The sequence below is a fragment of the Mycobacterium sp. 852013-50091_SCH5140682 genome (assembly GCF_001665685.1).
GTDB lineage: Bacteria > Actinomycetota > Actinomycetes > Mycobacteriales > Mycobacteriaceae > Mycobacterium.
Genome location: NZ_LZTB01000080.1, coordinates 1 through 26,986, shown reverse-complemented (window position 1 = coordinate 26,986; position 26,986 = coordinate 1). Strand labels below are relative to the sequence as shown.

General features: G+C 67.2%; 24 protein-coding genes and 1 pseudogene. 14 read left to right on the top strand and 11 right to left on the bottom strand.

Annotation, left to right across the window (positions count from 1 at the left end; genetic code table 11):
* Positions 1–81: 81 nt before the first annotated feature.
* On the bottom strand, positions 82–834 hold the full coding sequence (locus A5784_RS21960) for an IclR family transcriptional regulator (protein WP_064947012.1): 753 nt from the start codon (positions 832–834) through the stop codon (positions 82–84).
* Positions 831–2,288, bottom strand: coding sequence for an APC family permease (locus A5784_RS21955; protein WP_064947011.1), 1,458 nt, complete (start codon positions 2,286–2,288; stop codon positions 831–833). The genes A5784_RS21960 and A5784_RS21955 overlap by 4 nt, the downstream gene beginning before the upstream one ends.
* Positions 2,289–2,536: 248 nt before the next feature.
* On the opposite strand from A5784_RS21955, the gene A5784_RS21950 reads away from it, so the two are divergent.
* The 5 genes from A5784_RS21950 to A5784_RS21930 all read left to right on the top strand — a co-directional run bounded on the left by A5784_RS21950 (position 2,537) and on the right by A5784_RS21930 (position 8,388).
* Positions 2,537–4,036 (top strand): aldehyde dehydrogenase family protein, encoded by a 1,500-nt coding sequence (locus tag A5784_RS21950; RefSeq protein ID WP_064947010.1) that lies wholly within the window; start codon positions 2,537–2,539, stop codon positions 4,034–4,036.
* A gap of 85 nt (positions 4,037–4,121) precedes the next feature.
* Positions 4,122–5,588 carry an APC family permease gene (locus tag A5784_RS21945; RefSeq protein WP_064947009.1) on the top strand — a complete coding sequence of 489 codons (1,467 nt, stop codon included), beginning with the start codon at positions 4,122–4,124 and terminating at the stop codon, positions 5,586–5,588.
* On the top strand, positions 5,585–7,522 hold the full coding sequence (locus tag A5784_RS21940) for a primary-amine oxidase (RefSeq protein ID WP_064947008.1): 1,938 nt from the start codon (positions 5,585–5,587) through the stop codon (positions 7,520–7,522). Before A5784_RS21945 ends, A5784_RS21940 begins: the two co-directional genes overlap by 4 nt.
* Positions 7,523–7,525: 3 nt before the next feature.
* Positions 7,526–7,966: a hypothetical protein gene (locus A5784_RS21935; protein ID WP_064947007.1), complete on the top strand. Its 441-nt coding sequence runs from the start codon at positions 7,526–7,528 to the stop codon at positions 7,964–7,966.
* Positions 7,942–8,388, top strand: coding sequence for a hypothetical protein (locus A5784_RS21930; RefSeq protein ID WP_064947006.1), 447 nt, complete (start codon positions 7,942–7,944; stop codon positions 8,386–8,388). Before A5784_RS21935 ends, A5784_RS21930 begins: the two co-directional genes overlap by 25 nt.
* Positions 8,389–8,394: 6 nt before the next feature.
* Here A5784_RS21930 and A5784_RS21925 read toward each other — a convergent pair whose 3' ends face one another.
* Positions 8,395–9,078 carry a hypothetical protein gene (locus A5784_RS21925; RefSeq protein WP_197514836.1) on the bottom strand — a complete coding sequence of 228 codons (684 nt, stop codon included), beginning with the start codon at positions 9,076–9,078 and terminating at the stop codon, positions 8,395–8,397.
* Positions 9,079–9,122: 44 nt separating this feature from the next.
* A complete protein-coding gene (locus A5784_RS21920; RefSeq protein ID WP_064947004.1) occupies positions 9,123–10,583 on the bottom strand; it encodes a carboxyl transferase domain-containing protein in 1,461 nt (486 codons plus the stop codon).
* 26 nt (positions 10,584–10,609) lie between these two features.
* Here A5784_RS21920 and A5784_RS21915 point away from each other — a divergent pair, with 26 nt between their 5' ends.
* From A5784_RS21915 to A5784_RS21875, 9 genes and pseudogenes are all read left to right on the top strand, one after another.
* Positions 10,610–11,344: an enoyl-CoA hydratase gene (locus A5784_RS21915; RefSeq protein ID WP_064947003.1), complete on the top strand. Its 735-nt coding sequence runs from the start codon at positions 10,610–10,612 to the stop codon at positions 11,342–11,344.
* A 1-nt stretch (position 11,345) separates the two neighbouring features.
* Entirely contained in the window at positions 11,346–12,452 is a 1,107-nt protein-coding gene (locus tag A5784_RS21910; protein ID WP_064947002.1) for an MBL fold metallo-hydrolase, read from the top strand.
* Positions 12,453–12,466: 14 nt separating this feature from the next.
* Positions 12,467–14,071: a serine hydrolase gene (locus A5784_RS21905; protein ID WP_082945003.1), complete on the top strand. Its 1,605-nt coding sequence runs from the start codon at positions 12,467–12,469 to the stop codon at positions 14,069–14,071.
* Positions 14,072–14,099: 28 nt separating this feature from the next.
* Positions 14,100–16,475 (top strand): cation-translocating P-type ATPase, encoded by a 2,376-nt coding sequence (locus tag A5784_RS21900; protein ID WP_064947000.1) that lies wholly within the window; start codon positions 14,100–14,102, stop codon positions 16,473–16,475.
* Between the two features lie 71 nt (positions 16,476–16,546).
* Positions 16,547–16,726 (top strand): antitoxin, encoded by a 180-nt coding sequence (locus A5784_RS21895; RefSeq protein ID WP_064946999.1) that lies wholly within the window; start codon positions 16,547–16,549, stop codon positions 16,724–16,726.
* Between the two features lie 3 nt (positions 16,727–16,729).
* Complete coding sequence (locus tag A5784_RS21890; RefSeq protein ID WP_064946998.1) at positions 16,730–17,176, top strand: type II toxin-antitoxin system Rv0910 family toxin; 447 nt, start codon at positions 16,730–16,732, stop codon at positions 17,174–17,176.
* A gap of 304 nt (positions 17,177–17,480) precedes the next feature.
* Complete coding sequence (locus A5784_RS21885; protein ID WP_064946997.1) at positions 17,481–18,278, top strand: hypothetical protein; 798 nt, start codon at positions 17,481–17,483, stop codon at positions 18,276–18,278.
* Positions 18,279–18,297: 19 nt separating this feature from the next.
* A pseudogene (locus A5784_RS21880) lies at positions 18,298–18,975 on the top strand (ABC transporter ATP-binding protein); the annotation flags it as partial.
* A gap of 163 nt (positions 18,976–19,138) precedes the next feature.
* Positions 19,139–21,622 (top strand): FtsX-like permease family protein, encoded by a 2,484-nt coding sequence (locus A5784_RS21875; RefSeq protein ID WP_082945009.1) that lies wholly within the window; start codon positions 19,139–19,141, stop codon positions 21,620–21,622.
* A gap of 8 nt (positions 21,623–21,630) precedes the next feature.
* Here the strand turns inward: A5784_RS21875 and frdD are convergent, their stop codons facing one another.
* From frdD to A5784_RS21840, 7 genes are all read right to left on the bottom strand, one after another.
* On the bottom strand, positions 21,631–21,984 hold the full coding sequence (gene frdD / locus A5784_RS21870) for a fumarate reductase subunit FrdD (RefSeq protein ID WP_064946994.1): 354 nt from the start codon (positions 21,982–21,984) through the stop codon (positions 21,631–21,633).
* On the bottom strand, positions 21,981–22,361 hold the full coding sequence (locus tag A5784_RS21865; protein ID WP_064946993.1) for a succinate dehydrogenase/fumarate reductase transmembrane subunit: 381 nt from the start codon (positions 22,359–22,361) through the stop codon (positions 21,981–21,983). Before A5784_RS21865 ends, frdD begins: the two co-directional genes overlap by 4 nt.
* A complete protein-coding gene (locus A5784_RS21860) occupies positions 22,358–23,110 on the bottom strand; it encodes a succinate dehydrogenase/fumarate reductase iron-sulfur subunit (protein ID WP_064946992.1) in 753 nt (250 codons plus the stop codon). Before A5784_RS21860 ends, A5784_RS21865 begins: the two co-directional genes overlap by 4 nt.
* Positions 23,111–23,116: 6 nt before the next feature.
* Entirely contained in the window at positions 23,117–24,856 is a 1,740-nt protein-coding gene (frdA, locus tag A5784_RS21855; RefSeq protein ID WP_064946991.1) for a fumarate reductase (quinol) flavoprotein subunit, read from the bottom strand.
* 9 nt (positions 24,857–24,865) lie between these two features.
* Positions 24,866–25,108, bottom strand: a complete 243-nt coding sequence (locus A5784_RS21850) for a hypothetical protein (protein WP_082945002.1) — start codon at positions 25,106–25,108, stop codon at positions 24,866–24,868.
* A 56-nt stretch (positions 25,109–25,164) separates the two neighbouring features.
* On the bottom strand, positions 25,165–26,649 hold the full coding sequence (locus A5784_RS21845; RefSeq protein WP_064946990.1) for an acyl-CoA synthetase: 1,485 nt from the start codon (positions 26,647–26,649) through the stop codon (positions 25,165–25,167).
* On the bottom strand, positions 26,646–26,986 hold a 341-nt coding region (locus tag A5784_RS21840; protein ID WP_156750703.1), incomplete at its 5' end, for an SDR family NAD(P)-dependent oxidoreductase. The genes A5784_RS21845 and A5784_RS21840, both read right to left, overlap by 4 nt.

Below are 26,986 nucleotides of genomic sequence, written 5' to 3'. Positions count from 1 at the left end.
CTCGCGGCCGAATGGCCAGTTGTTGTACGGCTTTTCGGCAGTTCCGTGCAACAACTGGCCATTCGGCGTACAGCTGTGTCCTCACGCCAATAGCGGACTGAGTCGCGCCGCGCACTCCCGCAGTACCGGCACCTGCCGGCTCAGCAGTTCGGTCTGATCGGATCGTCCCGACATCGCCACCGCCGCCACCAGCGCACCCGTGGCCGACCGCACCGGCACCGCCACGCAGGCCGATTCGTCGCGCAGCTCGCCGGTCTGAGTGGCCGCATCGTTCTGGCGCACGGCCTGGAGTTCTTCGGCAAGAACGGATTTCGATGTCACCGTGCGTGCCGTCAACGCACCGAGTTGTGAACCCAGCAGCGTGTCCGCGTCGCTCTTCTCGGCGAGCAGCAGCTTGCCCACCGCGCACGCATGCAGGTGATGGTTGAGCACAGACTCGTCGGCAGGCGGCGGATACTCCCCGTCAGGATCGGCGATGCGCACCGAGGTGTTGGTGAAGTAGAACAGGTGCACACCGAACCGCACCGACAGTCGCATCTCGCCGAGCACCTCGCGCGCGGCCGTGCACACCGTCGGGGAGACCGCGGTATCGATCAGCACGCCCATCCGCGGGCCGAGCGAGAAGCCGGACAGGTCCGGCAGCCGCACGATGTAACCGTCGGCGACAAGGAGATTCAGCAACCGGTAGGTGGTCGCCGATGGCATGTTCAGGCGATCGGCGATTTCCTTCGCGGTCACTCCCACACCTGCGTGCGCGACGGCCTCCAGGACCTGCAGCGCACTCTGCACCGCCTTGGGTTGGCGGCCCGACAGTGCTCCGTCGGCGGGGCTCATCGACGTACCTCCCACGGGTTGTAGTCGGCGAAGATGTCACCGGCCACCGTCTCGTCGAAGACACCGACCCGCTCGGCCAGGTCTGGTAGCGAGCGACGGCGAAGGGCGAAGGCCCCGAGACCGATTGCCAGCAGCGCGGCGTACACGGCGGTGGCGACCCACACCGGCGATTCGACGGTCAGCACCGCCCACACAATGATGGCGACCATCATGGCCGCGGTGGTCAGGCCCACGGTCAGCGGAGCCCAGGTGAGCTCGCCGATGCGGCGCAGGAACGTCGGCGCGGCCAGGCATGCCAGCAGGTAGGCACCGATGTAGCCGTGCGCCGATATCGCCAGCAGGCCGATCAGCACCTCGCGGGGGGAGCCGACGATCAGCAGATAGCCCACGGGCACCGCGACGATCACCGGAATGGCCACGTAGAGCGCGATGTGCGGAGTGCGGTGACGCGGGTGCGCATCGCCAACGGCCGACGGCAGGACGCCTTCGCGGCCCATCGCGAACAGGGTGCGCGACAACGCCGTCGTCGAGCCGATCACGCAGGCGAACCACGAGGCGGTGATGCCCAGCTCCATCACGATGGACAGCGCCACCGACGCGGTGCCGGCGGTGTCGGGCAGGCTGAGCACGATGGGCACCGCGCCGATGCCTGCCTGGATGGTGCCCGCGGATTGCATCGCCGCGGCGAACGTGTAGAGCACGCCGAGCGCGACCGGCGTCCACCGGATCGCGCGGGTGACGGTGACGAAGGGCCGTTGTGCCTCGCGCGCGACCGTCGACGCGCTCTCGAATCCCTCATAGGACGTGATGGCCAGCAGCAGGGCGAATCCCAGCGCTGAATGCGATTGTGCAGCAGGTGCTTCCGGCGGATCGTGACCACCGGCCACCGCCCCGGTGAAGGCGATCACGAGCACCACCGCGGCCGCCACGATCGCGAAAACCTCGACGGTGAGCGAGATTCGCGCGGACAGCCGGATCCCGCGCACCATCAGGGTCAGGGCGACGATGCCGACGACGACGGCCAGCACCGCGATCGTGGGTTCGCCGCCGGGCACCCCGAGCCGGCCCAGCAGGGCGGTGAGATAGCTTGCGGCGCCCAAGGTGCTGGCCATCGCCGCCGCCGCGTAACCGATCACCACCGACCATCCCGCCGCGATGCCCGGCACCGGCCCGAGCCCCTTGACCGTGTAGCTGTACAGGCCACTGACCGCGACCATGCGCGTGGAGAACTGCGTCACGCAGTAGCCGACGGCGGCCATCAGCACCGCCGTCACGATGAACACGGGAAGCGTGGCCGAGCCCGCCGCCGGGATCACCAGCGCGGGCAGCGTGACCATGACGGCCGACGGAGCCACCGCCGACACCGACTGCCCGAGCACCTGGGTGAAGGACAGCTGAGCGCGCCGGAGCCCCGAGACCGGCGAGCTGCTCTTCATGGCACGTCTGCCGCTCACTCGTCGCAAGGTAGCCCATCGCGGGACCCCGCCACAGCCCAAGCCGGAAAAAATTTTGAAATGAGAATCCGGACGTCGCGAGGCCCGGGTTCCGGTGGCCATGGTTGCGTCCGGACTCCGTCAACTGGCCTTTCCTGCGACCCCGAATGAGAATTGTCGGAGTTTCTCAAATGAGAATCGCAATGCGCCGAATATCCATTTGAAATAAGTGGTGACGCGCACCACATCGGGGCGTAAACATGATTCCCATGACAGCCTCGCTCAGCACAGATCTCGACCCGCGCACGGTCGATTTCATCTCGGTTCCCCGGCGGATGTACATCGACGGGCAGTGGGTCGATGCGATGTCCGGGCGGCGGTTCGACACGGTGGACCCGGCCACCGAGCAGGTCATCACCACCGTCCCGCACAGTGGGCCCGAGGACGTCGAACGCGCCGTCGCCGCGGCCCGCCGGGCCTTCGAGGACGGCCCCTGGCCGGCCATGACCCCGGCCGAGCGGCAGAAGGTGCTGTGGCGCATCGCCGAGGGCATCTCTGCGCGCGCCGACCAGTTCGCGCAGCTGGAGAGCATCGACAACGGCAAGTCCGTGGCTGTCGCCAAGGCCGTCGACGTCACCTGGGCCGCGGAGATCTTCTACTACTACGCGGGTTGGGCCACCAAGATCGAGGGCCGCACCATCCCGGTGTCCGTGCCGTGGGCTCCCGGCGCGCGTTTCCACGCGTTCACGCTGCGCGAGCCGGTCGGCGTATGCGCCCAGATCACCCCGTGGAACTTCCCGCTGGTGATGGCGGCGTTCAAGGTCGCGCCGGCGTTGACCTGCGGCAACACCGTCATCCTCAAGCCTGCCGAGCAGACCCCGCTGACGGCGCTGCTACTGGCCGAGGTCATCGCCGAGGCAGGCGTGCCGGCCGGCGTGTTCAACCTGCTGACCGGCTTCGGTGACGTCGGAGCCGCGCTTTCGGCACATGACGGCGTCGACAAGGTCGCCTTCACCGGATCCACCGAGGTCGGCAAGAAGATCGTCAACGCCGCATCGGGCAACCTCAAGAAGGTCTCCCTCGAGCTGGGCGGCAAGAGCCCGCAGGTGGTCTTCGCCGACGCCGACCTGGAGGCCGCGATCCCTGGCGTGGCCAGTGGTTTCTTGTTCAACCACGGCCAGACGTGCACCGCGGGCACGCGACTGCTGGTCGAGGACGCCGTCTTCGACGAGTTCACGCAGGGCGTCGCCGAGCACGCCGCGAGCCTGCGCATCGGCCCCGGCCTGGACCCCACCAACGACATCGGCCCGCTGGTCTCGCGTGAGCAGCTGAGCAAGGTCACCGGATATCTCGATGCCGGCATCGCGCAGGGTGCCCGCGCGCTGGCCGGCGGCGGTCGTCACGGGGACACCGGTTTCTACGTGCAGCCGACCCTGCTGGTCGACGTGGACCGCGACTTCAGCGTCTACCAGGAGGAGATCTTCGGGCCGGTGGCGGTCGCGGTGCCGTTCAACCGAGACCGCGGCGTCAGGGAAGCGGCCAACGACACGCCCTACGGGCTGGCGGCCAGTGTGTGGACCCGCGACGTGTCCACCGCGCATCGGGTGGCCGCGCAGATCAAGGCGGGCACCGTGTGGGTCAACTGCCACAACGCGTTCGACACCGCATTGCCGTTCGGGGGATACAAACAATCGGGCTGGGGCCGCGAACTCGGTGAGGGCGCGATCGCCGAATACACCCAGACCAAAGCTGTGAATATCGCGCTCTAGATTCCCGCTGTCGTCAAATGAGAATACGGCGCCGCCGCAATTCTCATTTGGACCCGCCACGTCCAATTCCACCGAAAGAAATGCCATGTCAACTGACGCAGTTCTGACTCCCAGCGTCGCCGCCGGGCATCAGGCCCACCGACTGGCGGGCAAGCTCGGTCCCACCGCCATCGTGTTCATGGTGGTCGCGGCGGCCGCGCCGCTCACCGTGGTCGCCGGCACCTTCCCGATCGGCATCGCCGCGGGCAACGGGGCCGCGTTCCCGGCGTCCTACGGCGTATGCACCGTCGTGCTGCTGTTGTTCGCCGTCGGTTTCACCGCGATGGCGCGGCACGTCCCCGGTGCCGGTGCCTTCTACACCTACATCGCGCACGGGTTCGGCCGTCACGCCGGTCTCGGCGCGGCGTTCCTGGCCCTGCTGTCCTACACCGCCGTACAAGGCGGGGTGTACGGCTACATCGGCGCGTCCCTCAACGAACTCGTCACCAGCCACGGCGGCCCGTCGGTGCCGTGGTACGTCTACGCCCTGGTGATGATGGGCATCACCGGATTCCTCGGCTACCGGCACATCGAACTGTCCGGCAAGGTTCTGGGTGTTCTGCTGGTCTGCGAGGTCGGCATCGTCCTGGTGATCAACGGCGCGGTGATCGGCCACGGCGGCGCGTCGGGCCTGTCGACCGCGGTGCTGCACCCGGGCAACTTCTTCGCGGGCGCGCCCGGCATCGCGCTGATCTTCGCGCTGGCAGGCTACATCGGGTTCGAGGCCACGGCGGTGTTCCGCGACGAGGCCCGCGATCCGGCCCGCACCATCCCGCGGGCCACCTATGTGGCGCTGCTGGTCATCGGCGGGTTCTACGCGCTGTCCAGCTGGGCCCTGGTCTCCGCGTGGGGCGACGCCGATGCCGTCACCGAGGCGACCAACAATCCGGCCACGATGCTCACCGAGACCGCGACCCGCTATGTCGGTGCGGTGGCCGGAGACCTGGTCCAGATCTTCCTCATCACAAGCCTTTTCGCCGCACTGCTGTCCTTCCACAACGTGCTGGCCCGCTACATCTTCTCGCTGGGCAACACCCGGGCGCTGCCCGAGCGGTGCGGTCGCTCACATCTGCGCCACGACTCCCCGCACATCGCCTCGGCCGTGCAGACCGTGTCGGCGCTGGTGCTGGTGGCCGCCTCGGTCGCGGCCGGCCTTGATCCGGTGACGCAGGTGTTCACCTGGTTCGTCGGCGCCGCTTCGGTGGGCATCGTGGTGCTGATGACGGTGACCTCGGCAGCCGTCGTCGTGTACTTCCGCCGCACCCGCCTGGACACCCGGCCGTGGAACACCCTGATCGCCCCGCTGCTCGGATTCGCCGGGCTGGCAGTGCTTTCCGTGATGACCGCGGTGAATCTGCCACTGCTCGTCGGCGGGTCCGACACCCTGGCCGCCATCATCGGCGTCCTGCTGGTCGGCGCCTTCCTCGGCGGCATCGTGGTCGCGGTCATGCGCCCACACGCCGGCACGCAACAAGACGAAAACCCTGATATCGCAAAGGAGATCGCACGATGACCGCAACGCTGGAACCCACTCGGAAGACCACCGCCCCCGATCACCCGCTGACCCCGCTGAGCGCCGACGAGATCCGCGCTGTGCGCCGCATCATCGACGAGAACGGACTGCTGGGCGAGAGCGGCCGGTTCGTCTACGCCGCCCTGGAGGAACCGCACAAGAGCGTCGTGCTGTCGTTCACGCCAGGCGATCCGATCGAGCGGCGCGCCAGGGTCATCATGTTGGACCGCGACAGCGGTCAGGGCACCGACCTGATCGTGTCGATCACCGAAGGGCAGATCGTGTACCGCCACGACGTCGATCCGGTGACCGACGGCCAGGTTCCGGTTCTCGACGAGGAATTCGGCGATGTCGAGGCGATCCTGCTGCAGTGCGACGAATGGCTGGCCGCGATGCGCAAGCGCGGCCTGGAACCGGAGAAGGTGCGTGCACTTCCGTTGTCCGCCGGGGCATTCGGCCATGAGGACGAGGTGGGCAAGCGCGTCGCACGGGTGCTGGGCTTCTACCAGTTCGATGAGGCCGACCTGCCGTGGGGACACCCGATCGACGGCGTCGTCGCCCATATCGACCTCACGGCGAAGTCGGTCATGTCGGTCGTCGATCACGATGAGCTGCCGTTCCCCAGTGAGCGGTCGGAGTGGGATGCCGCACCGCACGCGACACCGACCCGCACCGACCTCAAGCCCATCGAGATCACGCAGCCCGAGGGCCCCAGCTTCACTGTCGACGGCAACAAGATCACCTGGGCGGACTGGTCATTCAGGTTCGGGTTCGACATCCGGGAAGGGCTGACGCTGCACCAGCTCTCGCTCAAGGACGGCGATGCCGAGCGCCCGGTGATCTACCGCGCGTCGATCGCCGAGATGGTGGTCCCGTACGCGCACCCGTCGCCGTCGAGGTACTGGATCAATTACTTCGACCAGGGCGAGTACATGTTCGGCCGCTACACGAATTCCCTTGAGCTGGGCTGCGATTGCCTCGGCGAGATCAAGTACTTCGACGTCACCATCGCCGACGAGCACTGCGAGCCCCGGCTGATCAAGAATGCCATCTGCCTGCACGAGGAGGATTACGGCGTGCTGTGGAAGCACGTCGACATGTTCAACGGCATGTCCGAGGTCCGCCGGTCGCGGCGGCTGGTGATCTCGTTCTTTCTGACCATCGGCAATTACGACTACGGCTTCTACTGGTACCTCTACCTCGACGGCACCATCGAGATGGAGGTCAAGGCCACGGGTGTCGTGTTCGCCTCGGGCTACCGGGCACCCGACCAATTTGCGTCGGAGCTGGCGCCCGGGCTGGGTGCGCCGTATCACCAGCACCTCTTCTCGGCCCGGCTGGACATGGCCGTCGACGGGCATGCCAACACCGTCGAGGAGGTCGACGCGGTCGCCGCGCCGATGGGCCCCGACAACCCGTGGGGCAACGGGTTCACGCAGCAGAAGACGAAGCTGACCCACGAGTTGGGAGCGATGCGTACCGCCGACAATCTCAAGGCCCGCGTCTGGCACATCGTCAACCCGAACAAGCAGAACCGACTGGGCCAGAACGTCTCCTACGCGCTGTACCCGGAAGGGCAGCCCACGCTGTTGGCCGACCCGTCGAGCTCGGTGGCGGCGCGGGCCGCGTTCACCACCAAGCACCTGTGGGTGACGAAATACGATCCGGCCCAGCGGTACCCGGCCGGTCACCTGGTCAACCAGCACCCGGGCGGGGATGGTCTGCCGGCATTCGTCGCCGGCGACCGCAATATCGAGAATGAGGACGTCGTGCTGTGGCACACCTTCGGGCTGACGCACTTCCCGCGGCCCGAGGACTGGCCGGTGATGCCGGTGGACTATGCCGGGTTCAAGCTCAAGCCGGTGTCGTTCTTCGATCGAAATCCCGCTCTGAACGTTCCGGCCGCACCGAAGTCGCACTGCTGCGAGGATTAGGTCATGTCCATCGGTCGCACGCCCGCTGTCCTCGGACGGCGGGCGTGCGCCGTGCTGGCCGCCTGCTCGGCGGCTCTGCACGGCGTGCTGCTGGGCCATGCGGCCAACCCCGCGATGATGGCCGCCATGGTCGCGATGATGATCGCGTGCCTGTTCTGCGCGCGGGATTTGTGGCTGCGCGGGTCTCTGGGTGTGTGGTGTGCGGTGGCCCTGATGAACCTCGCGATGATCGCGCTGCACACGCCGATGCCTGCGCATCACCACGGCGTGGGTATCCCCTCGGCGCCATCGGCCGCCGTGGACCCGATGGCGATGGCGACCGCGTTGGCGCTGGTCGAGGTCGTGATCGCCGCCGTGGTGCTGGCGTACCGCACTCGGCACCGCTCGCTCGACGCCATCTCGCTGGATAATCGGAATGCGTGGGGATCCCGGCACTCGTCCTGATCGCTGTCGCAACGCTGCTCGCCTGTGTACTCGTGGGCGGCGGCCTCTACGAAACCCTGGTGGTCGATCCGGCCTGGCCGCGGCGGCCCGGCATCATCCAGGCCCGCAACGGCGGCATCTCCCGTCGGCGGTTCTGGATCCCGGCACACAGCCTCTTCGAACTGGTTGTCGTCGTCGCGGTCGTCGCCGCCTGGGGCGATACCGCGGTCCGGACCGCGCTGCTGGTGGCCCTGGTGAGCCACGCGGTGATGCGGATCTGGACGCTGCTCTACTTCGTGCCAAAGGCGGTCGCCTTCGAGAAGGCCGACCCGGTCGAGGTCGACGAGGCTGCCGCGCTGCGCTGGACGCGGCACAGCCTGTTGCGCTTGCCGCTGGACCTGGTCACCGCGGCGGCGTTGCTCACGGCGCTGGCGCTGGCCTGACGGCTCTCAGGCTTCCAATTCGCCCGCGATGCCCCGCTCGATGGCCGCCCGCGCGGTGGCCGGGAGCACGAACAACCCGGCGAGTTCCCGCTGCGCCTTGCTGTAGGCGTTCTGCCGCTCCTGCGGGGTGGCCGCCGCGTCGGAGGCCAGCCTGAGCAGCTGCTGCGCGCGGCCCAGCCGTTCCTGGTCTTCGGGGGAGAAGTCGCTGCGGCGTCGCCGGATCGCCTCGGCCTCGGCGACGTCGAATGCCGAGGTGTACTCGTGCACGGCATCGCGATACTCCAATTGGGCCTCGCGGTCGCCGAGCATGTCGTCGAGTTTGTCGGGACGCAGCCACTCGGCGCGGCTGCGCGCCTTGTGGAACGCGATGGTCAGCGGCTCCCGCATGTCGGTCATCAGCGGGAAATCCAGCAGCTTGGCGATGTCCATCTCGTAGTCCAGCCACCGGGCATTGGTGCTGTCGTGCTGTTCGAGCAGCTTCTTGAGTTCCCGCTGCGCGGCGGCGTCCGTCATCTTCGCGCTGCCCGCGGCGCGGGCCAGCTCGATCTTGGTCTGCTGCTTGATCCGGTAGCGCTCCAGCCGCCGCTCGGCGCGGCGTTCGTTGGCCGCGGCGACCGCCTTGATCCCGCCACCGATCGCGCCGCCGAGCGGAAAGATCAGCCACCAGAAATTTCCGGCGAACTGCAGCATCGGCTCCACCACCCCAGGATGCCACTGCGTCACGAACGCGAACGTCAGCCCGGCAAGCCGATCCGCCGGTAGCGGTGCAGCCGCATGCCGATCCGTTCGGCATCGGGCACCGTGCGCAGCCGGTGCAGTTCGCCGGCGATGCTCGCCGACAGGCGCGCGGTGAACTCCTCGGGTTCGTCTGCGGCATCGGGCTGCTCGGCCACGATGGCGTCGACGATGCCGTTGCGCAGCAGGTCGGCAGCCCGGATGCCTTGTGCGGCAGACAGTTCCGGGGCGTGTCGGGTATCGCGGAAGACGATGGCGCTGGCTCCCTCCGGTGGCAGGGGAGCCAGCCAGCCGTTGGCGGCGGCCAGCACGCGGTCGGCGGGCACCATCGCCAGCGCCGGTCCGCCGCTGCCCTGGCCGAGCAGCACCGACACCGTCGGCACGTCCAGCGTCACCAATTCGGCCAGGCAGCGGGCGATCTCGCCGGCCAGCCCACCCTGCTCGGCCTCGGCCGACAGCGCCGGGCCTGCGGTATCGATCATCGACACCAGCGGCAGGCGCAGGTCGGCGGCCAGCGCCATACCGCGTCGGGCCTCCCGCAGCGCTGCGGGGCCCACCATGCCGATGCGCTGCTGGCCGAGCACGACGGCGGGCTGCCCGCCGAAGCGGGCCAGCGCCAGCAGCATCTGCCCCGAACCTCCACCGGTTCCCGACAGCAGCACCCGATCGGTGGCACCGTGCTTCAGCACGTACTCGGCACCGGGCCGGTCGGACCGGCGTGACGCGGTGACCGAGTCCCAGGCCGGCACGTCGCGCGGCGCCGCAGGCGGCGGTTCGGGCGGCGGGGCTCCGGGGGAGTCGCACATCACCGTCAGGGTGCGGTGCAGCACCGAGCGCAGCGCCTCGACCGGCACGACGCCGTCGATGACGCCGTGCTCGAACAGGTTCTCCGCGGTCTGCACACCTGACGGGAACTTCTCGCCGTAGAGCTGCTCGTAGACGCGGGGGCCGAGGAACCCGATCAGCGCGCCCGGTTCTGCGGCGGTGACGTGGCCAAGCGATCCCCACGACGCGAACACCCCGCCGGTCGTGGGGTGGCGCAGATAGACGATGTAGGGCAGGTGGGCCCGCTTGTGCAGCTCGACCGCCGCGGCGATCTTGACCATCTGCAGGAACGCGACCGTGCCCTCCTGCATCCGGGTGCCACCCGAACTCGGCGAGGCCAGCAACGGCAGTCCCTCGGCGGTCGCCCGTGCGACCGCAGCGGTGATGCGTTCGGCGGCGGCCACCCCGATCGACCCGGCGAGGAAGTCGAACTCGCAGGCCAGGACCGCGACGCGGCGGCCGAACACGGTGCCTTCACCAGTGATCACCGACTCATCGAGGCCGCTGCGGGCAGCTGCTGCGTCCAGTTCGGATCGGTAGGACTCGGATGTGGCTACCTGCAGCGGAGGGCCGTCCCAGCTGCGGAACGACCCGGTATCCAGGACAGCGTCACGTAGTGCCACGGCACGACTCACAGGGTGAGCGTATATAGGCTGGCGACATGATTGGTGTCACCCGGGACGGCAATGTCCTGACCCTGGAACTGCAGCGCCCGGAGCGGCGCAACGCGCTGAACTGCGAACTCGTCGACAGCCTGCGCGAAGCAGTGGAGAAGGCCGCCACTGAGGATGTCCGCGCGATCGTGCTGACCGGTGCTGGGCATGTGTTCAGTTCGGGCGCAGATCTGACCGACGCGACGGGCATGGCCGAGAAGCTGCCGGACAAGGCGCTGGCGTTGAACCTCGCGATCGACAAGACCCCGGTGCCCGTCATCGGCGCCATCAACGGCCCGGCGATCGGCGCCGGGGTGATCCTGTCGATGATCTGCGATCTGCGCGTGGTGGACCCCAGCGCGTACTTCCAGTTTCCCGTCGCCAAATATGGTCTGGCCCTTGATAACTGGAGTATCCGCCGGTTGACGTCGCTGGTCGGCTACGGCCGGGCCCGTGGCATGCTGCTCACCGCCGAGAAGCTCACCGCCGAAACCGCGCTGCAGACCGGTATGGCCAACCGCATCGGCACGCTGGCCGACGCGCAGGCCTGGGCCGCTGAGATCGCCGGGTTCGCGCCGCTGGCCCTGCAGCACGCCAAGCGGGTGCTCAACGACGACGGTGCTTACGAAGACCAGTGGCCCGAGCACAAGGAGCTCTTCGACAAGGCGTGGTCCAGCAACGACGTCATCGAGGCGCAGGTGGCCCGGCTGCAGAAGCGGCCGCCGAACTTCACCGGGGCCTGAGGTGCTGCGCGCTGCGCTGCGGTTCGGCGTCCGGTCGGCCTCGCTGCTCGCCGGCGGCTGGCTGGTGCGTGCGTTCAGCGGCACCTCGGCGGCCGTGGGCGCCGGCCCGCGAGCGATCCGCCCGGTCGCCCAGCGGTCGCCGCAGTACACCGGCGGCGCGTTCGTCAACATCGAGCCGGCGTCGCCGGGCATCAGCCTGGGCCGCGAGGAGCGTCGCCTGCTGCTGCGGGAGATGATCGGTTCACGGGGCGCGAGCTGGCCCGGCGGCCCGATCCCGCTGGCCGACCCGGAGGACGGCCCCGCGGGGGAGTGCGCGGTGTCGTGGTACGGCCACTCCAGCGCGCTTGTCGAGATCGACGGGTACCGGGTGCTGGCGGATCCGATCTGGAGTCAACGCTGCTCACCGTCGCGGGTCGTCGGTCCGCAGCGGCTGCATGAACCGCCCCTGGCCTTGGACGAACTGCCCGCGATCGACGCGGTGCTCATCAGCCACGACCACTACGACCATCTCGACATCGACACGGTCATCGGGTTGGCCCGGACGCAGCGCGCACCGTTCGTGGTGCCGCTCGGGATCGGCGCGCACCTGCGCAAGTGGGGCATCCCGGAGGCGCGCATCGTCGAACTGGACTGGAACGAAAGCCATCGCATCGGTGAGCTCACGCTGGTGTGCACGCCGGCCCGGCACTTCTCGGGCCGCACGCTGCGCCGCAACACCACGCTGTGGGCGTCCTGGGTGATCGCCGGGCCCCGGCGCCGCGCGTTCTTCGGCGGCGACACCGGCTACACCAAGAGTTTCGCCGAGATCGGTTCGGACCATGGGCCTTTCGATCTCACCCTGTTGCCGATCGGCGCCTATCACCCGGCCTGGCCGGACATCCACATGAACCCGGAGGAGGCGGTGCGCGCGCACCTGGACATCACGGAGTCCGGGCTGCTGGTGCCGGTCCACTGGGCCACGTTCCGGCTGGCGCCGCATCCGTGGGCCGAGCCGGTGCAGCGGTTGCTGGCCGCTGCCGATCCGGCAGGGGTCCAGGTGGCGGTGCCACGGCCGGGCCAGCGGGTCGACCACCAGTCGCCCGCGCTGGACCCGTGGTGGCAGCTGTAACGCCATTGCCCCGAATGCCCGCAGATTTGCGGGCATACTCGCCTGCTGTGAACACCTTTCGCGCGTTCGCCGGCCTCGCGTTCGGCCTGGCGCTGATCACAGGCTGCACCGGATCGCCGCCACCCGCCCAACACCTCAGCGATGTGCCGCCACCGCTGGTGCCGGCTTTGCCGCTGCCGGACGATGCCGTCGCCAAGGCGGTGGACAAGCTGGACGGCATCGCCGACGAGCTCATGCGCTCGTCGGGCATACCCGGCCTCGCGGTGGCCGTGGTGCACGGAGGAAAGACCGTGTACGCCAAGGGCTTCGGCGTGCGGGATGTCCGCAGAGGCGACGGTCCAGACAACCGGGTCGACGCCGATACGGTGTTTCAACTGGCGTCGCTGTCCAAATCACTGTCGGCCACGGTCGTCGCGCACCAGGTCGGGGTCGGAGCGATCGACTGGGACACCCCGGTCGTCTCGAAGCTCCCGTGGTTCGCGCTGTCCGATCCGACCATCACTCGCATGGTCACCGTCGGCGACATGTTCGCCCACCGGTCCGGGCTGCCCGATCACGCCGGAGACCGACTCGAAGACCTGGGTTACGACCGCCGGGCGGTCCTCGACAAGCTGCGCATGCTGCCGTTGGCGTCGTTTCGGACCTCATACGCCTACACCAACTTCGGTTTGACCGCAGGCGCCGAGGCGGTCGCCGCCGCAGCGGGCAAGAGCTGGGAGGACCTGTCCCAGGACGTGCTGTACCGCCCGCTGGGGATGAACGCGACGAGCTCACGTTTCGCCGATTACGCAGCCCGGCCCGACCGCGCTGTCGGGCACATCCGGATCGGAGACCGGTACCAGCCCGACTATGTGCGTGACGCCGACGCGCAGTCCCCGGCCGGTGGGGTCAGCTCGTCGGTCAACGACATGGCCCGCTGGTTGACGATGGTGCTGGCCAACGGCAGCTTCGAGGGCCATCAGATCGTCGACGGCAAGGCGCTGTTGCCGGCCGTCACGCCGCAGGCCGTCTCCGCCCCGGCCACCGAAGCGGCCATGCGGTCCGGTTTCTACGGCTACGGGTTCAACGTCAACTCGACCTCGGCGGCCCGCATGCAGCTCAGCCATTCCGGAGGGTTCGACCTCGGTGCGGCCACCAACTTCCTCATCATCCCGTCCGCGGACGTCGCCATCGTCGCGCTGACCAACTCCACGCCAGTGGGTATCCCGGAGACACTGACCGCCGAGTTCGCCGACCTGGTGCAGTTCGGAGAGGTCCGCGAGGACTGGCGCAAGCTCTACGCCAACGCGTTCGCACCGATGGATGCCCCCGACGGAGCTCTCGTCGGCGACCGACCGCCGGCCAATCCGGCTCCCGCCAAACCCCTTTCGGCCTACACCGGCGTCTACCGCAACGACTACTGGGGTCCCGCTACCGTCACCGAAGCCGACGGCAAGCTGATGCTGGCGCTCGGGTCGAAGCTGTGGGTTCCGCTCGACCATTGGGACGGTGACGTCTTCACCTTCATGTTCGTCACCGAGAACGCCCCGCCCGGAACGGTTTCCAAGGCGACGTTCGCCGGTGACAAGCTGACGCTCGAATACTACGACGAGGACAGGACAGGGACTTTCACCCGATGAGCCGCTTGCGCGAAGAGAGACAGTACCGATGACGACCATGACAGCCGCAGGGCTGACCGATGCCGAAGTCGCCCAGCGGGTCGCCGAGGGCAAGACCAACGACGTGCCGACCCGCGCTGCGCGCAGCGTCTCGGAAATCGTGCGGGGCAACGTCTTCACCCGCATCAACGCGATCCTCGGTGTGCTGTTCCTCATCGTGCTGTCCACCGGATCGGTGATCAACGGCGCGTTCGGGTTGTTGATCATCGCCAACAGCGCCATCGGCATCATCCAGGAGCTGCGGGCCAAGCAGACCCTGGACAAGCTGGCCATCGTCGGGCAGGCGAAACCCAAGGTGCGCAGGCAATCCAGAAGCATGCCCTTGGCGCCCAGTGAGGTCGTGCTCGACGACATCATCGAATTGGGTCCGGGTGATCAGATCGTGGTCGACGGCGAGGTGCTCGAGGAGGCCAATCTCGAGGTCGACGAGTCCCTGCTCACCGGCGAGGCCGACCCGATCGTCAAGCACGTCGGCGACACGGTCATGTCGGGCAGCTTCGTGGTGGCGGGCAGTGGCGCCTACCGGGCCACCAAGGTCGGGCGCGAGGCCTACGCCGCCAAGCTCGCCGAAGAGGCGTCCAAGTTCACCCTGGTCAAATCCGAACTGCGCAACGGCATCAACAAGATCCTGCAGTTCATCACCTATCTGCTGGTGCCCGCTGGGCTGTTGACCATCTACACGCAGCTGTTCACCACCCGCGCCGACTGGCACGACGCGATCCTGCGCATGGTCGGTGCGCTGGTGCCGATGGTCCCCGAGGGCCTGGTACTGATGACGTCGATCGCGTTCGCGGTCGGCGTGGTGCGGTTGGGTCGGCGACAGTGTCTGGTCAACGAGCTGCCCGCGATCGAGGGGCTCGCGCGGGTGGATGTCGTCTGCGCCGACAAGACCGGGACGCTGACCGAGAACGGTATGCGGGTCAGCGATCTGAAGAGGCTCGGCACCGATGATGTCGCGGAGGTTCTGGCCCAGCTCGCCGCCGACGATGCCAGGCCCAACGCCAGCATGGCCGCCATCGGCGAGGCGTACCGGATGCCGCCGGGATGGACGGCCAACGCGACGGCACCGTTCAAGTCGGCGACCAAATGGAGCGGTTCGTCCTACGGCGAGCACGGCAACTGGGTCATCGGCGCCCCGGATGTGTTGCTGGACCCGGCTTCTCCGGTCGCCGAAGAGGCCGAGCAGATCGGTGCACAGGGCCTGCGGGTGCTGCTGCTCGGGTCATCCGACCTGCCGGTGGACGATGCCCGAGCCCCGGGGACCGTCACCCCGGCCGCGCTGGTGGTGCTGGAGCAACGCGTGCGGCCCGATGCCCGCGACACCCTGGAATACTTTGCCTCGCAACATGTCACGGTCAAGGTGATCTCCGGGGACAACGCCGTGTCGGTGGGCGCGGTGGCCGCCACGCTCGGCCTGCACGGCGAGACCATGGATGCCCGCCGGCTTCCCGAGGAACCCGAGAAACTGGCCGACACGCTTGAGGAGTACACGACGTTCGGCCGGGTGCGGCCCGATCAGAAGCGCGCGATGGTGCATGCCCTGCAGTCCCGCGGCCACAACGTCGCGATGACCGGCGACGGCGTCAACGACGTGCTCGCGCTCAAGGATGCCGACATCGGCGTCGCGATGGGCTCGGGCAGCTCGGCCTCGCGGGCTGTGGCGCAGATCGTGCTGTTGGACAACAAGTTCGCGACGCTGCCGTATGTGGTCGGTGAGGGACGCCGGGTGATCGGCAACATCGAGCGGGTGTCGAACCTGTTCTTGACCAAGACCGTTTACTCGGTGCTGCTGGCCATCCTGGTGGCGGGTGCCGGTTTGTCGTCGCGGTTCTTCGGCACCGATCCGCTGCTGTTCCCGTTCCAGCCGATCCACGTCACCATCGCGGCGTGGTTCACCATCGGCATCCCGGCGTTCATCCTGTCGCTGGCACCCAACACCGAGCGGGCGCACCCCGGCTTCGTGCGTCGCGTCATGACCGCGGCCCTGCCGTCGGGGCTCGTGGTGGGCATAGCCACCTTTGTCTCGTATCTGATCGCCTACCAGGGTCGCGAGGCCGGGGAAATCGAGCAGACGCAGGCGTCCACTGCGGCCCTGATCACGTTGCTGGTGTCCTCGCTGTGGGTACTCTCGGTGGTGGCCCGACCGTATGAGTGGTGGCGGGTGGCACTCGTCGTGGGGTCCGGCCTGGCGTATGTGGTGATCTTCTCGTTGCCGCTGGCCCAGCGCCTGTTCATGCTGGATCCGTCCAATCTAGAGGTCACCTCCACGGCGCTCGGGATCGGTCTGATCGGTGCCGGAATCATCGAGGTGCTGTGGTGGGTACAGGGCGTTGTACTGGGTGAACGGCGTCGCTTGTGGAGATAGCTGAGGCGCGGCAGACTGGCACCGAAATGCGTGCCGCGTTTCAGCCGAATCTCAAGCGATAGGGTGGGCACATGAGTTTCCTGGACAAGGCCAAGGATCTGCTGGCAGAGAACGCCGACAAGGTGGAAGCCGCGATCGACAAGGCAGGCGACATGGTCGACGAGAAGACCGAGGGCAAGTTCTCGGGCGTTGTGGACAAGGCACAGGATGCCGCCAAGAACGCCATCCACAAGGACGAACCGACGCAGTAACCGATGGCGAAACTTTCTGTCTCCATTGATGTTCCACTCCCACCCGAGAAAGCGTGGGAGTACGCCTCCGATCTGTCCCGGTATGACGAGTGGTTGAGCATTCACCGGGCGTGGCGGTCGAAGCTGCCGGAGACCCTGGAAAAGGGCACCGTCATCGACTCGATCGTCGAGGTCAAGGGCATGTTGAACCGCGTCCAGTGGACGCTCGTCAACTACAAACCGCCGCAGTCGCTGACCCTCAACGGTGACGGCCGGGGCGGGGTCAAGGTCAAGCTGATCGGAAAGATCAAGCCTGCGCCGGTCGACAGCGGTGAAGGCGCCAGCGTCACGTTCGACGTGCACCTCGGTGGTCCGGCATTGTTCGGACCCATCGGCATGGTGGTGGCGGCCGCCCTCAAGGGCGATATTCAGGAGTCCCTGAACAAATTCAAGGCCCTGTACGCCCCGTAAGCAGTTCCCCGCCGAGCAGACACGCCGGTCCCGCGACACGCCGGTGTTACGGGACCCGCGTGTCTCTTCGCGCTAGGTCCTCAGCTCGACGATCGATTCGTACACACCGAGTTCACAGCTTCTAGGCAGTTACCTCCGATTGTGTGCCGAGAAATCAGATGGCATGGTCTGTGCCAACCCGTCAGTGAAGGTCTGATCGAGACGCTGCAGTCCCGATGATCGATGCGATAAATCAGGGAGCACGTTCGAGCGATGATGTTGCATGTAATCCGTCGACCATGGTCAACGGGATAGGCGCGACATAGTGCCTGAGACGTCAGTCGACGAACGCGGATGTGCCTACGGCCTGTCGGACGCCGAACGTGACGCGCTCACCAGGGAGTTTCTCGCTTCACGCAAATGGGCGGGTGGTTCGCGGTTTGCGTGCTTCGAGGTGCAGGGCCTCGACCCTTTCGCCAACATCGCCCGCCAACTCGAGCGGGAGGTGTTCTTCGACTCCTGGGGCAACGACGCCGCCACCATGCGGCGGGAGTACGGACCGTACGAAGAGGGCAGCCTGTTCTTCCTGGCCATCGATACCCGCGCGATGGCACCGGCGGGTGTTCTGCGGATGATCCGCAATTCGCCTGCAGGCCTCAAAACGATCGTCGATCTCGACGACTGCGTGAAGTCTCCGATCGCCCCCATCGCCATTCCCATAGAGGATGTCACCGCCTACCACGGGATCAATGACCTCGACCGATGCTGGGACGGCGCGACGGCTGCGGTACCCCGGCGCTATCGCCGTCTGCTGCCCTCCATTCATATGCAGGTCATGCTCGTCGTGTTCGCTGCAGCGATGCGCGACGACATCGAGCACTTCGTCGCCGTCCTGGATGCGCCCGTCGTCAAGACCGCGCGCGATGTGCTCGGGCTCCCGCTCGTTCCGCTGGCAGGCACGCCGCCTTTCACGCATATGGACGCCCCGAACAACCAAGCCGTCTATGCGCACGTACCGTCGGTGTTGACCGTCTCGATGGGACGGAACCGACGAGTGGGCCAGAAGATCCGGGACTGCATGATCAGACGAAGCCTTCCCAACCTCTCTCAGCCCTTCTGCTGACGTAAGGGATGCTGTGCCGCTGAGTGTCGAACTGGCCGATGTCGTGCGCGTGTACCGCGCCGGTGGCCAGACGGTCCGCGCATTGGACGGCATCGACCTGCAGATCCGTGGCGGCGAGTTCACCTCGATCGTCGGCCCGTCGGGCGCAGGCAAGTCCACGCTGCTGCATCTGCTCGGCGCACTGGACAGTCCCGACACGGGGTCCGTGCGCTTCAACGGCGACGAGATCGGCACGATGAACGACGATCAGCAGTCCACTTTCCGCCGCCACAAGATCGGGTTCATCTTCCAGTTCTTCAACCTGCTGCCCACGCTGACGGTGTGGGAGAACGTCGCCGTACCGGCGTTACTGGATGGCAAGCGGCTGCGCGCGGTGCGCCCGAAAGCGATGGAACTCCTCGCGCACGTCGGGCTGTCCAGCCGGGCAGACCATCGCCCGTCGGAGTTGTCCGGTGGCCAGATGCAGCGGGTTGCGGTGGCGCGTGCCCTGGTGATGGATCCTCCGCTGATCCTTGCCGACGAGCCGACCGGCAACCTGGATTCGGTCACCGGCGCGACGATCCTGCAGTTGCTCTTGAATGTTGCGCACGAAGGCGACGAGCGCGCGGTGGTGATGGTGACGCACAACCTGGAGGCCGCCGCTGCGACCGATCGCGTCATCACACTGCATGACGGCAACGTGATGGCAGACGTGCTGACCGACGAGGAGCCCCGTACGGGGCGTCACGCGCACAAACCGTTCACCGAGGCGGTGACCGACGTGATCAGGGACCTGAAATTCGACATGGCCACCGAGACCGATCCCGGATTGATCCCGGAGCCGACAGCAAACTTTCTGTAGCACAGTGCAATTCGCATCCTTGAGTCGCTTCCGCGTCATCAATGTCCGTGAGCTGCGCGCACACTGGGGACGTGCGCTGGCATCGGTTGCGGTGGTTGCGGTTTCGGCCGCACTGCTCGTCGCTGTCCTGGGTGTCTCCGGCTCGATCACCGGCTCGATCAATCGCCTGGCGGCAAGCATCGGCGGCGACGCCAACCTCGAGGTATCGGGTATCACCGAGGACGGTTTTGATGAGACCCTGTTCGACACAGTATCCGGGGTCGAAAATGTCAGCGCGGCTGTGCCTTTGACGCGCCGGCCGATTCAGGTGGGCACGCAGCCTGCGTTACTGCTGGGGATTGGTCCGAACTCGTCAGCGCTGCATTCGGACCTGCAGACCGCGATTCTCGAGCAGTTGAAGAACGCGCCTCCGCCGGAGTCGGGACCCAACGGCGTCATCGTCGGATCGAGCGTCGGCGCCTCGCGCGGCGACCAGCTCGACCTCGGCTCGACGCGCGTTACTGTGCTCGCGGTGGTCTCGGGCCCGGCAGCACAACGTCTCAACGGCGGGCACTTCGTGATGGCGCCGCTCGAACTCGCACAGCACATCTCGGGGCGAGAGAATCGACTGGACTCGATCCTCGTGTTCACCAAACCCGGGGCGGATCTAGCCCACGTGCGTGCCGCCATCTCCGCGGCCATCGACGGCCGCGCCGTGGTCGCGACACCCAGTTTCCGTGCCGCGCAAGCAAGTAGTTCATTTGCCATCCTGCAGGCGTTGACCCTGTTGGCCGCGTCGGTGTCCTTGGTGGTGGCCGGGTTCCTCAGTTACAACGCGATGAGCATCGCTATCGCGCAGCGCCGCCCGGCAATCTCCACGATGCGGGCCCTCGGCGGCCGCCGGCGCATGATCGTGGCCGACCTGCTGACCGAGGCCGCGGTGGTTGGTTTCGCCGGTGGGTCCGTCGGGTCCGTCGCGGGGGTGGTCATCGGCCGCCTGGCAATCGACGACCTGCCGTCGACGATGGTGCAATCGCTGGAGACGCGCGTCGAATACGTGCTGGCGCCCTATGTCATACCGCTGACCGTAGCGGCATGCGTGGCGGCCAGCGTGACCGCCGCGGCCTTCGCGGCGCGACAAGTGCACAGCGTCGCCCCGGTCGAAGCGCTGGTACCCGCGGGCGCCCGGGTACCAGCGGCGAGCCACCGCAGGCTGTCGATCATCACCGGAGCCGTGGGCGCGATCATGGTGTGCGCCACCATCGTTACGGTCACCGCCGATCTCGGCCGCGTCGCCGTCGCGTCGATCGCCCTGGCATTCGTCGGTGCGGCCGCGCTCTGCTTCGCCTTGTCGCGCCCGATCGTCGCCGCCGCGTCCGCTGTGGCGCGCATGTTCGGCAGCCCAGGTGCGCTGGCTGCGGCGAATATCGAGCGAGCGCCGCAACGTATGTGGGTGGCGCTGATGACCGTTCTGACAGCCGTGGTCACCACGGTCGCCGTCACCGGCGCTACCAACGACGCCGTCCGGTCCACCGTCGCATCGTTCTCGTCGGTCGCCGCCGCCGACGTCTGGGTCAGCTCCGCGCCGGCGTCCGATTACTCCTCGACTCTGCTACCGCCGGACACCGAGACCATCGTGCGCGCGGTTCCCGGCGTCGAGCGGGTGGTACCGGACCAGATGGCCTTCGCCACCGTCGGCGGCACCAGAGTGATGCTGCTCGGGATCGCTCCCGGCACCCATCGCGACATCTACACGTCCCTGTCCGATCCGGACCGGGAGAAGCTGATCTCCGGGCAGGGTGTGGCGCTGTCCCGGGAAATCGGTCGGGCCATGGCGGTGTCGGTGGGCGACGAGATCACCTTGCAGACCCCGACAGGCCCGCATCGCGCCCAGGTACTCGCGCTGATTCCGTATTTCTCCGGGATGACGGGAACCATTGCGATGAGCTTGGACTCCATGCGCAATTGGTTTCAGCGGCCCGGCGTCAGTGACCTGGAGGTTTCCGTCGCACCGGGCGCAGACCCCGGGGTCGTGCAGGCTGCGGTGCGCCGCGCAGTCGCGCCGGAGGCGTTCGTCTATTCCGGGCACGACGCGCTCGAAGGCATCAGTACCACGCTTGATCAGGTCATCGCGATCATCACCGCCATCGCGTGGATCGTGGTGGTGGTGTCGGCCATCACTCTGCTCAACATCCTGATGCTGTCGGTACTGGACCGGCGCCGCGAGATCGGTGCCCTGCGGGCCACCGGGGCAAGCCGCAGATTCTCCGTCAACGCCGTGCTGGCGGAAGCCGCAGGCGTCGGCATCGTCGGCGGACTGCTCGGGTTGCTGCTCGGTATGGCCATCCAGTATCTGACCGCTTTGGCGCTCACGAACGTTTTGAGTATCGACGTTGCGTGGCGACCTGGTCCGACGGTAGTCGTCATCGGATTCGCGGCGGTCGCGCTCTGTCTACTCGGCGCGATACCGCCCGCTCTGCGTGCCGCGCGGCTGAACATCAGCGAGGCGATCAGCGCAGACTGATGGCGCAACTAGGTCAGCACGATCCACAGCACTACGAGCGACCCCAAAGCCGCTGCGCCATAACAACACACCGCGATCGCCCGGTCGAACCGGCCCAGCTGCAAGCCGTGCTCGACGGTGAAGCGGAACCGGTGCGCCGCGTGGAACAGCGCCAGCACGAAGATTCCCGCCAGCACAATCCTGGTCAGCGGATGGCGTACCACGGCCTCCAGATGCGCGGCGTCGATATCGACGACACCCAATGGCAGCAGCACGCCGAACAGCAACATCAGGATCGGCAGCGTCAACGCGGCCGCCATGCCGCCTGCGGAGAACAGCAGCCAGAAGTACGGCTCGGGTGTGCGGCGCGTCGAGGTTTTCATCGCAGCACCAGCCACACGACGACGGCCGAGACCACCAGCCACGCGGCGTAGTGCCCCGCCAGCACTGCCCTCGACGGGACGCGCCGCCCGCGCAGATGGATGACCATCGCGCGCGGTGCCAGGTCGAACCAGGTGACGGCGTGCAGCAGCAGGAAAGCCAGCGCGACGACGTTCACCAGCACCACCGCCGGGTGTGCGGAGAAGTCCAGGAAACCGCGGTAGTCGCCACCTGCGACGGCGGCCACGCCGGTCAGCAGGAATACGACGGACCATGCGACAGCCACGCAACTGAGCTCACGCAGCATGAACGTCAGATACGACCGGCGTTTCGCCCACCAGAACCGAGGCACCGGTTGGCGATAGGCGCCGGTGGTCATCGGGCACCCCGCGGCAGTACCAGGTCTCGGACGGAATGTGTTGCCGCCGTGAGCTTGTAGCGCTGGATGGCGCCCGCGGGATCGACACCCTTGGGGCACGCCGCCGAACATTCACCAACGTACGTGCACGCCCACGCCCCGTCGGCGGCGGCCAGCACGTCGGCGCGATCCGCTGCGCCGTCGTCGCGCGAGTCGAGGTTGTAGCGCTGACCGAGCGCGATCGCAGCGGGGCCGAGGAACACCGGGTCCAGTGCATACACGGGGCAGGCCGAGTAGCACAGCATGCAGTTGATGCACATGCTGAATTGTTTGTACTCCGCCATTTCGGTTGGCGTCTGCAGGTATTCACGGTCCGGAGGCTGTTCGTCGTCGCGGATGATCCAGGGTTTGACCTTGGGCAGTTTGGTCATGAAATCGCTGATGTCGACCACGAGATCGCGGATCACCGGGAAGTTGCGCATGGGTTCGACCCGCACCGGGCCCGGTAGGTAGTCGACCAGGAAGGTCGCGCAGGCCAGCTTGGGATCGCCGTTGATGGTCATCCCGCAACTGCCGCAGATGCCCATGCGGCACGACCACCGGAAGCTCAGCGTCCCGTCGAGTCGGTCCTTGATGTAGTTGAGCCCGTCGAGCACAGCCCATTCCCGCGTGACCGGCACCTCGTAGGACTGCAGCACGGGTTTGGTGTCGGTGCCCGGCCGATAGCGGGCCACTTCCATGACAATTCGGTCCGTGGTCGTCTCGGACATGTCATCTCACCTCCCGTACACGCGCTCGCCCGGCGGCCAACGCGTGATCGTGACCGGCAGCAGGTCGACGCGTGCCGAACCGTCTGGCTTCCGGTGAATCAGGCTGTGCGCCAGGAACTGGTCGTCATCGCGGCCGGGGAAGTCCGTGCGTTGGTGCGCGCCTCGGGATTCCGTGCGGTGTAACGCCGATTCGACGATGGTTTGCGCGATGTCGAGCATCCCGGACAGTTCGAGCAGCCCGGTGAGCTCGGTGTTGAAGGTGAGGCTGTGATCGTCGAGGCCCGCGACGGCGAACCGCTCCTGCAGGTCCCGGATCTGTTCGGCGGCCCGGGTCAGCGTGGGCCCGTCGCGGTAGATGCCGGCGGCGGTCTCCAGCACGGTCTGCATCTCGGTCCGGATGTCGGCGATCCGGTCGGTGCCGTCGCCGTGGCGCTGCAGCTCGCGCTGCAGCCGGTGTTCTTCGGTGCGGGCCGCAGCGTCCACCGCGGCTGAGTTGGAATGCGTCTGCCTGACGTACTCCGCGGCGGCGTGACCCGCGCGGGCCCCGAACACCAACAGTTCGGGAAGGGAGTTGGAGCCGAGCCGGTTGGCGCCGTTGATGCTCACGCAGGCGGTCTCGCCCGCTGCGTACAGACCGGAAACCGGTGTGCGACCGTGGATGTCGGTGTGTACACCGCCCATCATGTAGTGCACCACCGGACGCACGGGGACCAGCTCGGTGACCGGGTCGACGTGCTGGTAGTCGCGGCACAGTTCCCGTACGAAGGGCAGTTTGGTGTCGATGAGGTCCGCGCCGAGGTGCCGTAGGTCGAGGTAGACGACTGGGCCATAAGGGGTTTCGACGGTGCGTCCCTTGTCGAGTTCGTGAACGAACGCTTGCGACAGGCGGTCACGGGGGCCGAGCTCCATGCTGCGGAGCTTCGGCGTGGGTGTCGGGGTGCCCAGGTCGTAGTCCTGCAGATACCGGTAACCGTCCTTGTTCAGCAGCCAACCACCCTCTGCGCGGGCCGCTTCGGTGATGAGGATCCCGGTGAACGGCAGACCCGTCGGGTGGTACTGGACGAATTCCATGTCCTTCAGCGGTGCGCCGGCCCGAAATGCCAGTGCCATCCCGTCGCCGGTCTTGATGTTGGCGTTCGTGGTGAACGGGAACACCCGTCCGCAACCTCCGGTGCAGATGATGACCGCGTCGGCGAGGATGGTTTCGATTCTGCCGGTGGCCAATTCGATGGCGACGAGCCCGCGCACCACGCCGTCGTCGACCAGCAGGGTGGTGGCGAACCACTCGTCGTAGCGGACGATGTCCGGATAGCTCAACACCCTCTGAAAGAGGGTGTGTAACAGGTGAAATCCGGTCTTGTCGGCGGCAAACCAGGTGCGGAGTTTCCGCATGCCGCCGAACGCTCGCACGGCGATGTGCCCGTCGTCGGTACGGCTCCACGGGCAGCCCCAGTGTTCGAGCTGCAGCAGCTCGCGTGGTGCTTCGGCGACGAACGCCTCCACCGCATCCTGATCGCACAGCCAGTCGCCACCGGAGATGGTGTCGTAGGCGTGCTCGTCAAGGGTGTCGTCAGCGCCGACGACGGCCGCTGCGCCACCTTCGGCCGAGACGGTGTGGCTGCGCATCGGATACACCTTGGACACGATGGCTATCGTCAGCTTCGGGTCCGTTTCGGCGATGGCGATCGCGGCGCGCAGACCAGCCCCGCCCCCGCCGATCACCACGATGTTGTACGAGGCCGTCATAGCTGCGTCTCACACTTCGAAGGCCTCATGCTCTCCACAGCGCTCGTCTCGCAGCACCTTCCCGTCATGTCTCACGGTGCGGATGGCTACGCAGCCGTCGTGATAGACATGCCTGCTCTCGCGGCAGCCGCACGAGAATCTGAGGTCGTCGTAGCTGAGGCCGTCGTCATCACTCTCGACGTGGTGATCGCCTTCTGCCATGCGCCCGCATGGCGCCTTCTGGCGCGGGAAATGTGTGGTCATTGCGGCCATTGCCCCGCCTCCTCACGTCTGAGGCGTGTGATTCAGATCACATAATGGTATTCCGGTCACGACTTGGGCGCCATCCCCTGGATGAGGCGCTCCCGCAGCTCCCGTTTGAGCACCTTGCCGTAGCTGTTCTTGGGCAGCGCGTCGACGAACTCGTACCGCTTCGGCCGCTTGAACCGTGCGATGCGCTCCAGCAGATGCGTGTCGAGCGCGCTCGCGTCGGCATCGCCGACGATGAACGCCACCACGATCTCGCCCCAGTCGGGGTCGGGGACGCCCACGACGCAGGCCTCGGCAACCCCGGGATGGGTCAGCAGCACCTCTTCCACTTCGCGCGGATAGATGTTGCTACCGCCGCTGATCACCACGTCCTTGGACCGGTCGCGCAGGGTGAGGTAGCCGTGCTCGTCGAACGAACCCATGTCGCCGGTGTAGAGCCAGCCGTCCTTGAGCGTCGAGGCGCTGGCCGTCGGGTTGTTCCAATAACCCGACATGACGGCGTCGCCGCGACACACGATTTCGCCGATCTCGCCGACCTCGGCCGGGCTGCCATTGCTGCGCAGCACCGCGACGTGCATCCCCGAGCGCGCGTAGCCGACGGAGCCCAGCACGGCGTCGTCCGCGTCGTGATGATCGGCCCGGCGTAACCCGGTGATGGTCATGGGCGATTCACCCTGACCGTAGATCTGGGCGAACACCGGACCGAACGCGTCGAGGGCCCTCCGCATGCTGTCGACATACATGGGGCCGCCGCCGTAGACGATGGTGCGCAGGGATTGTGGTGCGCGACGGCCGGTCTCGACGAGCCGCTGGATCATGGTCGGCGCCAGGAACGCCGACGAGCCCGGGTGGTGAGCGCACAGATCCAGGAACTCTGCCGGATCGAAGACGCCGGATTCCGGGACCACTTGCCGGGCCCCGCGCAGCACGTACGGCGCGACGTACAGGCCCGATCCGTGCGACATCGGGGCACCGTGGATCAGGCTGCAGTTCTCGTCCGGGTCGTCGATGTCTGCGAGGTGCGACACCGTCATCGCCATGAGGTTGCGATGGGAGAGCATGGCGCCCTTGGATTTTCCGGTGGTGCCGCTGGTGTAGAACAGCCAAGCCACGGCGGCCGGGTCGGTGTCGGGTGGCGTGGTGGGCTCGGCATCGAATCGCCCGGTGTACGCGTCGGACCCGATGACCTCGACCGGCACGCCCGGACTCAGGCCTGCCGCGATCTTGCGCGACGCGAAGACGTGCGACGCCCCGGAATCGGCGACGATGTCGGCCATCTCCCGGGGATGCAGCTTGTAGTTGATGGGGACGAAGACGCACTCGGCGGCCCAGATGGCGAACATGAGTTCCACGATCTCCGGCCGGTTTTCGCTGGCCACCGCGATCCTGCTGCCGCGCTCTGCATGCCGCTGCAGCGACGCCGCGAGTCGGAGCGCCCGCTCGCGCAACTGCGACCATGTGCTGAGTCGGCGTTCACCGCAGAACACCGCACCCCGATCACCGAACCGTGCCGCGGCCTGCTCCAAGACGTCGAAAAGGTTCACCGCTCAACCCATTCCGAGGTCAACGCGCGTTCGGACAGATACTTGGTCGAGCTCCAGCCGCCGTCGACGACGATGGTCTGCCCGTTGATGAAGCTGCCTCCGTCCGAACAGAGGAACGCCACCGTCGCCGCGATGTCTTCGACCCGGCCGAGCCGCTGATGCGGTGTCATCTCGGTGTTGATCTTGCGGAATCTCTCGTCTTCGAGCCGGGTGGCCACCATGGGGGTCACGGTAACCCCGGGGGCGACGGCATTGCACCGGATTCCCTGAGCACCGTATTGACATGCGATGTGCGTGGTCAACGCCGTCAACCCGCCCTTAGCCGCCGAGTAGGCCC